11 protein-coding genes are annotated in these 11,739 nt (G+C 60.3%); 10 read left to right on the forward strand and 1 reads right to left on the reverse strand.

Annotated features, from left to right (window positions below):
- Nucleotides 1–13: 13 nt before the first annotated feature.
- From IV89_RS07720 to IV89_RS07765, 10 genes are all read left to right on the forward strand, one after another.
- Entirely contained in the window at nt 14–3,430 is a 3,417-nt protein-coding gene (locus IV89_RS07720; RefSeq protein WP_037944434.1) for an indolepyruvate ferredoxin oxidoreductase family protein, read from the forward strand.
- A gap of 88 nt (nt 3,431–3,518) precedes the next feature.
- The gene (locus IV89_RS07725; RefSeq protein ID WP_051843964.1) at nt 3,519–4,418 is read left to right on the forward strand and encodes a lysophospholipid acyltransferase family protein; all 900 of its coding nucleotides are present in this window, start codon (nt 3,519–3,521) and stop codon (nt 4,416–4,418) included.
- Between the two features lie 12 nt (nt 4,419–4,430).
- Entirely contained in the window at nt 4,431–5,240 is an 810-nt protein-coding gene (locus IV89_RS07730) for an aspartate/glutamate racemase family protein (RefSeq protein WP_005853874.1), read from the forward strand.
- 36 nt (nt 5,241–5,276) lie between these two features.
- The gene (argC, locus tag IV89_RS07735) at nt 5,277–6,305 is read left to right on the forward strand and encodes an N-acetyl-gamma-glutamyl-phosphate reductase (RefSeq protein WP_005853872.1); all 1,029 of its coding nucleotides are present in this window, start codon (nt 5,277–5,279) and stop codon (nt 6,303–6,305) included.
- 6 nt (nt 6,306–6,311) lie between these two features.
- Nucleotides 6,312–6,755, forward strand: coding sequence for a cytochrome c maturation protein CcmE (gene ccmE / locus IV89_RS07740; RefSeq protein WP_005853870.1), 444 nt, complete (start codon nt 6,312–6,314; stop codon nt 6,753–6,755).
- 80 nt (nt 6,756–6,835) lie between these two features.
- Nucleotides 6,836–7,447: a holin-associated N-acetylmuramidase gene (locus tag IV89_RS07745; RefSeq protein ID WP_037944433.1), complete on the forward strand. Its 612-nt coding sequence runs from the start codon at nt 6,836–6,838 to the stop codon at nt 7,445–7,447.
- Nucleotides 7,438–8,013, forward strand: a complete 576-nt coding sequence (locus IV89_RS07750; RefSeq protein WP_037944432.1) for a holin family protein — start codon at nt 7,438–7,440, stop codon at nt 8,011–8,013. The genes IV89_RS07745 and IV89_RS07750 overlap by 10 nt, the downstream gene beginning before the upstream one ends.
- A gap of 113 nt (nt 8,014–8,126) precedes the next feature.
- Nucleotides 8,127–10,088, forward strand: coding sequence for a heme lyase CcmF/NrfE family subunit (locus IV89_RS07755; RefSeq protein ID WP_037944430.1), 1,962 nt, complete (start codon nt 8,127–8,129; stop codon nt 10,086–10,088).
- Complete coding sequence (locus IV89_RS07760; RefSeq protein ID WP_037944429.1) at nt 10,085–10,555, forward strand: cytochrome c-type biogenesis protein; 471 nt, start codon at nt 10,085–10,087, stop codon at nt 10,553–10,555. The genes IV89_RS07755 and IV89_RS07760 overlap by 4 nt, the downstream gene beginning before the upstream one ends.
- Before the next feature lie 72 nt (nt 10,556–10,627).
- Nucleotides 10,628–11,404 carry an enoyl-CoA hydratase-related protein gene (locus IV89_RS07765; RefSeq protein ID WP_005853861.1) on the forward strand — a complete coding sequence of 259 codons (777 nt, stop codon included), beginning with the start codon at nt 10,628–10,630 and terminating at the stop codon, nt 11,402–11,404.
- A 5-nt stretch (nt 11,405–11,409) separates the two neighbouring features.
- On the opposite strand, the gene IV89_RS07770 is transcribed toward IV89_RS07765, so the two are convergent.
- The gene (locus IV89_RS07770; RefSeq protein WP_005853859.1) at nt 11,410–11,703 is read right to left on the reverse strand and encodes a hypothetical protein; all 294 of its coding nucleotides are present in this window, start codon (nt 11,701–11,703) and stop codon (nt 11,410–11,412) included.
- Between the last annotated feature and the right edge of the window lie 36 nt (nt 11,704–11,739).

Here is an 11,739-nt window from a genome sequence, read left to right on the forward strand (position 1 = left end):
GGGAGGACGCGCTATGGGTACGCAAAAAATTTCACTAACTGACCGGTATGACCTCGAGAAATCGCCCGTGTTGCTGAACGGCACGCAGGCGTTGGTGCGCCTGACGATGATGCAGGCGGCACGGGACAAGGCGGCAGGGTTGAATACCGCCGGATACGTGACCGGATATCGTGGATCGCCACTGGGGGCCGTTGACCTTCAGATGGACCGCGCCGCCAAGACGCTGGCCGCGCATAACGTCGTGTTCGAACCGGGCCTGAACGAAGATCTTGCCGCTACGGCCCTATGGGGCAGCCAGCAGGCAGAATTGCGCGGTGAGGGGAAGTACGACGGTGTGTTTGGCCTGTGGTACGGTAAGGGCCCGGGTGTGGACCGCTCTGGCGATGTGATGCGCCACGCGAATATGGCGGGCTCGTCCGCGAACGGTGGTGTTCTGATGGCCATGGGGGATGACCACACGGGTGAATCCTCTACCGTGTTGCACCAGTCCGAATGGGCGATGGTGGATGCCTATATGCCCGTCGTCAGCCCCGCCGGTGTGCAGGAGATCCTTGATTACGGTATCTACGGCTGGGCGCTAAGCCGTTTCAGCGGGCTGTGGGTCGGGCTCAAGACGATGAAGGACACCGTAGAGGCGACATCGGTCGTGAATGGTGACCCGAACCGAATGAAGCTGGTCACCCCGCAGTTCGATATGCCCGACGGTGGGCTGAACATCCGTCTGCAAGACACGCCGCATCTGCAAGAAGCGCGGATGATCGACTATAAGCGCTTTGCCGCAGAGGCGTTTAGCCACGCCAACAAGATGGACAAACGCATGTGGGGCAAGCGCGGGGCCAAGATCGGCATCGCGGCAGCCGGCAAGAACTGGCTGGATGTGATCCACGCCATGAGTTTGCTTAACATCGACGAGAACGAAGCCGAACGTCTGGGGATCACGCTCTATAAGATCGGGCAGACCTTCCCGCTGGATATGAAGGGGTTCCATGAGTGGGCCGAAGGGCTCGATCTGGTGATCGTCGTGGAAGAGAAGCGCAAGCTGATCGAGGTGCAGATCAAAGAGGCGCTGTTCTCGGATACGCATCGCCGCGTCTATGGCTGGCACAAAGGCGGTGGTGCCGGGATGGAGCATGGCGAAGAGCTGTTCCCCACCCGTGGCGCGCTGGACCCGATCTGGATTGCCGAAAAGCTGGGCGGTATCTTTATCGAGGAAGGCCGGACCACCGATGGCATCAAGGCGGGTATGGAAGCGCTGGATACCGCGCGACGTGCCGATAACGCCGAAGACATCGCTGCGCGTGTGCCCTACTTCTGTTCGGGCTGTCCGCATAACTCGTCAACCAAGCTCCCAGAGGGGAGCCGCGCCTACGCCGGGATCGGTTGCCACTATATGGTGCAATGGATGGATCGCGAGACAACCGGCTTTACCCATATGGGAGGGGAAGGTGCGAACTGGATCGGTGAATCCAAATTCTCGACACGCGACCATGTGTTCCAGAACCTCGGGGACGGGACATACAACCATTCGGGCAATCTGGCGATCCGTGCGGCCATCGCGGCCAAGACGAACATCACCTACAAGATCCTTTATAACGATGCCGTCGCCATGACCGGTGGCCAGCACAACGAAGGCGATCTGGACGCGCCGCGTATCGTGGCAGAGGTGAAGGCCATGGGCGTTAAGAATATCGCCGTGGTCTATGACGAGAAAGAAGACGTAGACGAAAAAGCCTTTGGTGGCGTGCCGATGTACGAGCGTGCGGACCTGCAGACCGTGCAAGAGAATTTCGCCAAACACAAAGGCGTCAGCGTCATCGTCTATATCCAGACCTGTGCCGCCGAGAAACGTCGCCGTCGCAAACGGGGGTTGTTCCCCGATCCCGACAAGCGCGTGTTCATCAATACTGATGTCTGCGAAGGCTGCGGGGATTGTGGTGTGCAGTCCAACTGCGTCTCGATCGTGCCCGAAGAAACAGAACTGGGGCGCAAACGGGCCATTGATCAATCCTCGTGCAACAAGGATTTCTCGTGCGTTAAAGGGTTCTGCCCGTCCTTCGTGACGCTGGAAGGGGCGAAGATCCGCAAGGATCCCACGACAGAGGTCAAGATCCCCGACCTGCCCATGCCGACCCTGCCTGCGATCAATGGCACGCATAACGTGGTGATCACCGGTGTTGGTGGGACCGGCGTTGTGACCATCGGTGCCGTGCTGGCGCAAGCCGCGCAGATTGATGGCAAGGGCGCTGGGATGATGGAGATGGCAGGCCTTGCCCAAAAGGGCGGTGCCGTGCATATCCATTGCCGCATTGCGAACCGTCCCGAAGACATCAGCGCCATTCGCGTGGCAACGGGTGAAGCGGATGCGTTGATCGGGGGCGATCTTGTTGTCTCTGCCGGGACCAAGACGCTTGGCCTGACGCGCGCTGGGCGGACGGGGGCGGTTGTGAATTCGCACCAGATCATCACGGGCGAGTTTACCCGCGATACCGAGTTCCAGATGCCCTACGACCGGCTCACCCTCGCGCTTGAGGCGCGGCTCAAGGATGACGTCGCGCTGTTTGATGCCTCTGATCTGGCGAAGGCGACGCTGGGGGATTCAATCTATTCGAACATGATGATCTTCGGCGCGGCGTGGCAGCAGGGGTTGATCCCGCTGTCGCTGGACAGCTTGCAACAGGCGATCACGTTGAACGGTGCCGCGGTCGAGCGGAACCTGCGTGCGTTTGAACTGGGCCGTTGGGCCGTGCTGCACCCCGAAGATGCCAAGCGCGTGATGACGCCCAATGTCGTCGCCCTGCCGAAAACGCTGGATGAACGGATCGCCTTCCGCAAGGACCACCTGATCGCCTATCAGGGCAAGCGGCTGGCGAAGCGTTATGGCACCATGGTGGACAGCATTACCGACGCGCGCCTGAAAGAGGCCGTGGCCTTGGGCTACCACAAGCTTTTGTCCTATAAGGATGAATACGAGGTCGCGCGCCTGTTGAAATCCACCCGTGCCAAAGTGGCAGAGGCCTTTGAGGGGGATCCCAAGCTGACCTTCAATCTTGCGCCACCGATCCTGTCGAAAACCGGAGCGGATGGCCGTCCGATGAAACGGACCTTTGGCGCGTGGATGGAGGGGCCGTTCAACATGCTGGCGCGGATGAAATTCCTGCGCGGCACGCCGTTCGATCCCTTTGGCCGTACCGAAGAACGCCGGATGGAGCGGTCGTTGATCACGCAATACGAGGCCGACATGAAGGATGTTCTGCCCAAGCTGACCGACGCAACCCACGACGCGATTGTCGCCTTGGCAGAGCTTCCCTTGCAGATCCGCGGCTTTGGTCCGGTGAAACAGTCGAATGAAGCGAAGGCCGCAAAGCGGCGCGAAGAGCTGCTGGCCGTTATCCGGTCAGGCGGCACGCAAACCTCGCGCGCGGCAGAATAGGCAGAGTAGGCTGAATGGGCTGTCTGTCACGCGACTGTCATGATCCACTGCTAGAGGGCAAGGCAAAGCCCGTGAAAAGGAACCGACCTTGACCCTCTTGCAGCCCGATCTTCGGCCTCTGACAGCGCGTGACATCAGCTATGCCTATTCCGCCAAATCGCGGCCCGCGCGTGCCTTCATCCGCCTGATGGAGAATAGCACAGGTCGGTTGGGGCTGATGAAACGCGCAACCGGCTATGAAGACGACATGGCGCGCGGGATGGGGTTCTTTGACGTGATGGTGCAGCGCTATGGGCTGACGCTTGACGTCGTGGGGGGCAGTCTGGCGAATATCCCTGAAACGGGGCCTGTCATCGCGCTGGCGAACCATCCTTACGGTATTCTGGACGGGTTGATGCTGGGGCATATGTTGGCGCGCCGCCGGGACGGGTTCAAGATCATGGCCCATTCGGTCTTTAACCGCGCGCCCGACCTGAACCGCCATTTGCTGCCGATCAGTTTTGACGAGGACAAGGCCGCGCTGGCGCTGAACCTGCGCACGCGCAAGACCGCGCTGGAGTATCTGGGGCAGGGTGGCGCGGTTGGTATCTTTCCGGGGGGCACCGTCAGCACCAGCGCACGGCCGTTTTCGCGCCCCATGGACCCGGGCTGGCGCAGCTTTACCGCCCGCATGATCGCGAAATCGGATGCCACCGTCGTGCCGATCTACTTTGACGGCCACACCAGCCGACTGTTCCAGATTGCCAGCCATCTGCATCACACCCTGCGCATGGGACTGCTGATCAAGGAATTCCGCAAACGGGTCGACACGCCCGTGCGCGTGGTCATCGGCGACCCCATCGGCAGAAACGTGCTGGACCCCATGGCAAAAGACGCAAAAGCTATGATGGATTTCCTGCGCAAAGCGACGTATGAGTTGTCACCAGACCCGGCAAAATCCTTTGATCTGGGGTTTGAATTTGAAGATCGGCATCGTGCCGACAGGTGACGGCAAGGTGTTATGGCAGTTGGTATTTTCGATTCTGGGCTAGGCGGGCTGACCGTTTGGGATGCCGTGCAGGCACAGCTACCGGATGTGGATTTCGTGTATTTGGCCGATAGCGCCCATGCGCCCTACGGTGTGCGTAATGCGGATGACATTTATAACCTGACCACTGCTGCAACCCAGCGTCTGTTCGATGCGGGCTGCGATCTGGTGATCCTGGCGTGCAACACGGCCTCTGCCGCGGCGCTACGCCGGATGCAGGAAGGGTGGATCCCGTCGGACAAGCGCGTGTTGGGCGTCTTTGTGCCGCTGATCGAGGCGATGACAGAACGCCAGTGGGGCGACAATTCCCCCCCGCGCGAGGTGGATCTCAAGCACGTGGCGCTGTTTGCGACGCCCGCAACAGTGGCAAGCCGTGCGTTCCAGCGTGAACTGGCCTTTCGGGCGATCGGCGTCGATGTCGAAGCGCAGGCCTGTGGGGGTGTCGTGGATGCGATCGAGGACGGTGACTTCATCCTCGCCGAAGCGCTGGTGCGCAGCCATGTGGACGCGCTGAAACGCAAGATGCCCGCGCCCGAAGCTGCCATTCTGGGTTGCACCCATTACCCGCTGATGCAGGAAACCTTTCAGGACGCGCTTGGCCCCGATGTCAAAGTGTTCAGTCAGGCCAATCTGGTCGCCCATAGTCTGAGCGACTATCTTAAGCGTCACCCCAATATGCTGGGCACGGGCGAGGCGGCTTTCCTGACCACGGGCGACCCCAAAAAGGTCAGCAGCCGTGCCACGCAATTCTTGCGACGACCGTTGACCTTTCAAGCGGCCTAACACGTATTTGCTAACACTTTCCGAACGGAACCCGACATGACCCATAATATCGCCATTCTTGGTGCCTCCGGCTATACCGGAGCCGAGCTGATCCGGCTGATCGCTGGCCATTCCTCTATGCAGATCAAAGCTTTGGGGGCAAACTCCAAGGCGGGGCAAACCATCGCAGAGGTGTTTCCACACCTGCGTCATCTCGACCTGCCCGCATTGGTCACCATTGAAGAGATCGATTTCTCGGACATTGACCTGTGCTTTTGCGCCTTGCCCCATAAAACCAGCCAAGAGGTCATCGCGAACCTGCCTAAAGACCTGAAAATCGTCGATCTTTCGGCAGATTTCCGGCTGCGCGACCCCGAGGCCTACGCCAAGTGGTACGGCAACCCCCATGCCGCGCTGGAGCAGCAGAAAGAGGCGGTCTATGGCCTCACCGAATTCTACCGCGAAGAGATCAAATCCGCGCGTCTTGTGGCCGGTACGGGCTGTAACGCCGCCACCGGTCAGTTTGCCCTGCGCCCCTTGATCGAAAAAGGCGTGATTGATCTGGACGACATCATCCTTGACCTCAAATGCGCCGTGTCCGGTGCGGGGCGGTCGTTGAAGGAAAACCTGCTGCATGCAGAACTGTCCGAGGGGTATCACGCATATTCCCTTGGCGGGACGCACCGCCATCTGGGTGAGTTTGATCAGGAGTTTTCCGCCATTGCCGGCCGTCCGGTCAAGGTGCAGTTCACCCCGCATCTGGTGCCCGCCAACCGCGGGATTTTGGCGACCGTCTATGTCAAAGGCGATGCCGAGGTGATCCACAAAACCCTTGCCGCGGCCTATGATGCCGAGCCCTTTATCGAGGTGCTGCCCATGGGGGAGGCCCCGAGCACGCGCCATATTCGCGGGTCGAACTTCTGTCACATCGGCGTGGTGGCAGACCGGATCGACGGCCGCGCCATTGTGGTTGCCGCGCTCGATAATTTGACCAAGGGCTCCAGCGGGCAGGCGTTGCAAAACGCCAACCTGATGTTAGGTATTGACGAGGTCGAGGGGCTGATGATGGCTCCGCTATTTCCCTGAGGGCGCATGAAAAGTCTTAAAAAGCAACGGCGTATCCAGATCATCGGCGTCGCGGTCGTGGCGCTTGTGCTGTCCACGGCGCTGATTGGATATGCCATGCGCGACGGGATCAACTTTTTCCGCGCGCCCAGTCAGGTGATCGCCGAACCCCCCGGCCCGACAGAGGTGTTCCGCATCGGTGGCCTAGTTGAAGAGGGCAGCCTTGTGCGCGGGGATGGTCTGACGATCCGCTTTTCCGTGACCGATGGCGGCGCGGCTGTGCCTGTGACCTACAGCGGGGTATTGCCCGATCTGTTCGAGGAAAATCAAGGCATGGTAGGGACAGGGCGTTACATAAACGGCACCTTCGAAGCGACTGAAATCCTTGCCAAACATGACGAGACCTACATGCCGAAAGAGGTCGTCGACGCCCTGAAAGAGCAAGGCGTTTATGTTGCCCCCGAGGGGTGATGCGTACGGGCCTGCCGGGTTTCGTTAACATCTGAGACGTCATTCTTGCAGCAGTGCAATCTGCAAGAAGGGCCAATCTGATGCAAACTGTTGAGGAAATTGCAAAGTCCATCGTCGCGCGTGAGGGGGGCTTTGTGAATGACCCCGATGATCCGGGCGGGGCAACAAACCACGGCGTCACCATCCACACGCTGCGTCGGCTGGGGCTGGATGTGAACCGTGACGGCGCAGTAAATCTCGCCGATGTTCAAGAGCTTACTCAAGATCAAGCGACCGAGATATTCATCACCCATTACTTCCACAAACCCAAGATCGCGCAGCTGCCCAGTCCGCTCCAGCCTTCGGTTTTCGATATGTATGTGAATGCGGGGGCGAATGCGGTGAAGATTCTTCAGCGATTGTTAAGAGATATGGAGTTTGATGTGGCCGTGGACGGGGTCCTTGGACCGCAAACGCTTGGCGCTACGGGGCGCGCTTACGCCGCTGCACCTGCGCAGATGGTGGACGCCTACGCCGTGGCGCGGCGCAACTATTACTTTGGGCTGGCGGATCAGCGCCCCGCAAGTCGCAAATACGCCCGCACGAGGGCCGGAAAGAAAGGAGGATGGATCAAACGGGCAGAGGAATTCATGTCACCGCGGTACCATCTGAGCATCCGTGACTTTAACGAAAGGGTCGCGGCATGGGGATGATTGATACCGCGCTTGCGTTGGTCTTTGGTGACGGCCGCAATGTGGTGCGCGACACGGTCGAGGTATTTCGCGCCAATGCGGAAAAGACGGCCGGCCGTGATGCGACCGCGCGGGAACAGGCTATGGTGCAATTTGGGGCGGAATTCGCTGTGCCCCGCAAGGGACGGTTTGACCGTTTCATGGACGGGCTGAACCGGCTTCCGCGTCCAGCGCTGGCGCTTGGTACCTTGGGCTTGTTCATCACGGCGATGGTTGATCCGGTCTGGTTTGCCAGCCGGATGCAGGGCGTGTCGCTGGTGCCAGAGCCGTTATGGTGGCTTCTGGGGGTTGTCGTGTCCTTCTATTTTGGCGCGCGGCATCAGGTAAAAACACAAGATTTTCAACACTCTATCGCGCGCACCGTCGCGCAGACGCCAACGGTGATGCGACATATCAGAGAGCTGGAAACGCTACGTGTTGATGGTGTTGAAGAAGGGGCCGTGCGGGATCTGGAAGGCGTATCTAGCGCAGTGCGCGACAGATCGGACAACGCGGCGCTTGCGGACTGGCGCAGGGCTGCAGGGTAACTGGCGCAGGGTTGCAGGGTAAGGGGGGCCTGCGACGCTTTGCTGCGCACAGTCGTGTGATTTCGCGGTGAATCGGCATGGTATGGGGCGGTGCTCCGCTCTATGATCGGGGTATGATTACAGAGCTCGGACATTTCGCCCTTATCCTCGCCTTCGGCGTTGCCATCGTTCAGATGGTCGTGCCCCTGATTGGTGCTCATAAACGCTGGCCCGGGTGGATGGCCGTGGCAGAGCCTGCCGCCGGGGCGCAATTCGCCCTGACATTGCTGGCGTTTGCGGCGTTGATGTGGGCCTTTGTCACCTCTGATTTCTCGCTGCGATTGGTGGTGTTGAACAGCCACTCGATGAAGCCGCTTTTGTATAAAATCAGCGGTACTTGGGGCAATCATGAAGGCTCAATGCTGCTGTGGGTGCTCATTGTCTCGCTATTCGGGGCGATGGCTGCGTGGTTCGGGGGCAATCTGCCGCCGACTTTGCGGGCGCGGGTTCTTTCTGTGCAAGCCGCAATCGGTGTGGCGTTTTTTGCCTTCATCCTGTTCACATCCAACCCGTTCTTGCGGCTGGCGACGCCCCCTTTTGACGGGCAGGATCTGAACCCGCTTCTGCAGGATCCCGGGCTCGCCTTCCACCCGCCGTTTTTATATTTGGGGTATGTCGGCCTTTCGATGACCTTCAGCTTTGCCGTTGCCGCCTTGATCGAAGGGCGGATCGATGCCGCTTGGGGCCGGTGGGTGCGTCCTTGGACCTTGGCGGCGTGGGTGTTTTTGACGATCGGCATCGCGCTCGGGTCCTGGTGGGCCTATTACGAACTTGGCTGGGGCGGGTTCTGGTTCTGGGATCCCGTTGAAAACGCAAGCTTTATGCCCTGGCTTCTGGCGGCGGCGCTGCTTCATTCCGCTATCGTTGTGGAGAAACGAGAAAGCCTGAAAAGCTGGACGATCCTGCTTGCGATCCTGGCTTTTGGCTTCTCGCTGATCGGGACGTTTATCGTCAGGTCCGGGTTGCTAACCTCGGTCCACGCCTTTGCGAATGACCCCGAACGCGGCGTGTTTATTCTGATGATCATGGCGTTTTTCATGGGCGGTGCGCTGGTTCTGTTCGCGGCGCGCGCCAGCGCGCTAGAGGCGAAAGGCGTGTTCAGCATGGTCAGCCGAGAGTCGGCTTTGCTGGTAAATAACGTGCTGCTCGCCGTTGCCTGTTTCGTCGTTTTCATTGGCACGATGTGGCCGCTGCTGGCGGAAATGTTCTTCGACAGAAAATTGAGCGTTGGCCCCCCGTTTTTTAACGCCGCCTTTACACCTTTCATGATTATGCTGGGGCTGATCCTACCGATCGGGTCGGCGATGCCTTGGAAGCGTGCGGTGATTTCGCGGGCGCTAAAGCCGCTACGCTACGCCTTTGTATTGGCGATTGCGATTGGGGGGCTGGCCTACGCGATGCAGTCGGGGCGCAGCTTGCTGGGGCCGCTCGGGTTGTTCTTGGGGGCGTGGATCGTGATGGGCACCGTTGTTGATCTGTGGGGGCGTACGGGGCGCGGTAGTAACCGGCTGCGCCGGCTTGGGCGGTTGCCGCGTGCGGATTGGGGCAAGATGGTGGCCCACGCCGGCCTTGGGGTGACCATGGCGGGGGTGGCTGGCCTGACGGCGTGGTCGATTGATGACATCCGCGCCGTTCCGCTGGGGGACTCCTACGATGTGGGGCGCTACACCGTGCAGCTGGACGATGTCACTCAGGGCCAGGGTCCGAACTATACGGCGACGACCGGCAGCGTGACATTGTTCCACGACGGGGAAGAGATTGCGCAGTTGCGACCGGAGAAACGCTTCTATCCCGTGGCGCAGATGCCCACGACCGAAGCGGCGATCGACTATAATCTGCTGCGCGATGTCTATGTCGTGATCGGGGATGAACAGGCAAATGGCGGCTGGGTGGTGCGCACTTATGTCAAACCGCTGACCAACTGGATTTGGATCGGCTGCGCGCTGATGGCCCTTGGTGGCGTGCTAAGCCTTTCAGACCGGCGCTACCGCGTTGCGGCAGGGGCGGCGAAAACAAAACCGGTACCTGCAGAATGAGGGCGCTGATCCTCGCCCTGATGTTGCTTGTAGCACCTGTGCTATCGGTTGCGCCGACCTGGGCCGTGCAGCCGGACGAGGTGCTCTCGGATCCTGCGCTTGAGCAACGCGCGCGGAGCTTGTCGAAAGGGTTGCGTTGCCTTGTGTGCCGCAACGAAAGCATCGACGAAAGCAATGCCAGCCTTGCGCGCGACCTGCGTATCCTGCTGCGCGAACGTCTGGTGGCTGGCGATAGCGACGAAGAGGCGGTCGCTTATATCGTCGACCGCTATGGTGAATATGTCCTGCTTAACCCGCCTGCTCGGGGATCGACCTGGGTGTTATGGGCGGCAGGGCCCCTCATGCTATTGATCGCGGCTGGGGTCGGGCTTGGCTACCTGCGCGGTCGTGCGAAGGCACCGTCGGCGGAACAGGCCCCGCTTAGCGCGCAAGAACAGGCGCGGCTGGACGACATTCTGAAGCGATAACGCGGGGTTTCACTGGCGGTGGCCTGTCGTATGGGTAAGGTGCGGGGGAAATCTAGATGAGGAACCCGTGCCATGGACTATCAAACCCTGACCTATGAATTGACCGACGGGCTGGCCGTGGTCACCATGAACCGCCCCGACAAGATGAACGCGCTGACCACGCAAATGCGGGCAGAGATCGAGCACGCGTTTACCCAAGCGGGCAAAGACGCGCGTTGTGTGGTCATCACCGGTGCCGGTCGTGCGTTTTGCACCGGTCAGGATCTGAGCGACAGCAGCAGCAAGGGCTCGCTGGATCTGGAACGCACCCTGCGCGAGGAATATGGCCCCATGCTGCGGGCGATCACCAACTGCCCTGTGCCGACGATCGCCGCGGTCAATGGTCCTGCGGCAGGGGCAGGGGCGAACCTTGCACTGGCTGCGGATGTGGTCTTTGCGACGGAATCTTCCTATTTTCTGCAAGCATTTACGCGCATTGGACTGATGCCCGATGCGGGCGGCACCTATACGTTGCCCCGCCAGATGGGCACGGCCAAGGCTATGGGCGCGGCCTTGTTCGCGGATAAAATCTCTGCCCGTCAGGCGGATGACTGGGGGATGATCTGGGAAGCGGTGGCCGATGCCGCGTTTGACGCCCATTGGCGTGCCAAGGCGGCGCATCTGGCGCAAGGTCCGACCGCAGCCTATGCCGCTGCCAAGAACGCCATTCGCGCAAGCTGGGACAATACGCTGGAGGATCAGTTGTCGCTAGAGGCGCAGGAACAAGGCAAATGCGGGCAATCACGTGATTTCAAAGAGGGCGTGATGGCCTTTATGCAGAAACGCCCCGCGAGCTTCGAGGGCCGCTAATCCCACTAGACCGAGCGTTCGACCAACAACACGTCATCGGGGTTGAGGGTCGGACGCGAGGCGCTGGCAACCACAGCCACCGCTATCCCGTCGGCGAGCACCGTGTGCACGCTGCCTGACACTTGCTTGACCGTGATCCGCGGCGGCGTCTGGCCCTTGTCATAGACCACCGCGATCTGGTCACATTTCTGTTCGATATCATGCACGAACGATCCCTGCGGCGCGGGGTGATGTCGTGCGGTCTTGCAGCTTAGACTGGTCGCGTTATCCCATTGCAGGCGAGGCCGAGGGTCGTTCATCCGGTCATCCTTTCCGCGGGGGGCAGCGGGCGTATT

The sequence above is a fragment of the Sulfitobacter sp. CB2047 genome (genome assembly GCF_000735125.2).
GTDB lineage: Bacteria > Pseudomonadota > Alphaproteobacteria > Rhodobacterales > Rhodobacteraceae > Sulfitobacter > Sulfitobacter pontiacus.

Excerpts from the sequence above, each read along its gene's own strand:
- IV89_RS07770 (WP_005853859.1), bottom strand. The coding sequence starts at position 11,703 with ATGAACGACCCTCGGCCTCGCCTGCAATGGGATAACGCGACCAGTCTA.
- IV89_RS07755 (WP_037944430.1), top strand. The coding sequence starts at position 8,127 with ATGATTACAGAGCTCGGACATTTCGCCCTTATCCTCGCCTTCGGCGTT.
- IV89_RS07730 (WP_005853874.1), top strand. The coding sequence starts at position 4,431 with ATGGCAGTTGGTATTTTCGATTCTGGGCTAGGCGGGCTGACCGTTTGG.
- argC (WP_005853872.1), top strand. The coding sequence starts at position 5,277 with ATGACCCATAATATCGCCATTCTTGGTGCCTCCGGCTATACCGGAGCC.
- IV89_RS07765 (WP_005853861.1), top strand. The coding sequence starts at position 10,628 with ATGGACTATCAAACCCTGACCTATGAATTGACCGACGGGCTGGCCGTG.
- ccmE (WP_005853870.1), top strand. The coding sequence starts at position 6,312 with ATGAAAAGTCTTAAAAAGCAACGGCGTATCCAGATCATCGGCGTCGCG.
- IV89_RS07720 (WP_037944434.1), top strand. The coding sequence starts at position 14 with ATGGGTACGCAAAAAATTTCACTAACTGACCGGTATGACCTCGAGAAA.
- IV89_RS07760 (WP_037944429.1), top strand. The coding sequence starts at position 10,085 with ATGAGGGCGCTGATCCTCGCCCTGATGTTGCTTGTAGCACCTGTGCTA.
- IV89_RS07750 (WP_037944432.1), top strand. The coding sequence starts at position 7,438 with ATGGGGATGATTGATACCGCGCTTGCGTTGGTCTTTGGTGACGGCCGC.
- IV89_RS07745 (WP_037944433.1), top strand. The coding sequence starts at position 6,836 with ATGCAAACTGTTGAGGAAATTGCAAAGTCCATCGTCGCGCGTGAGGGG.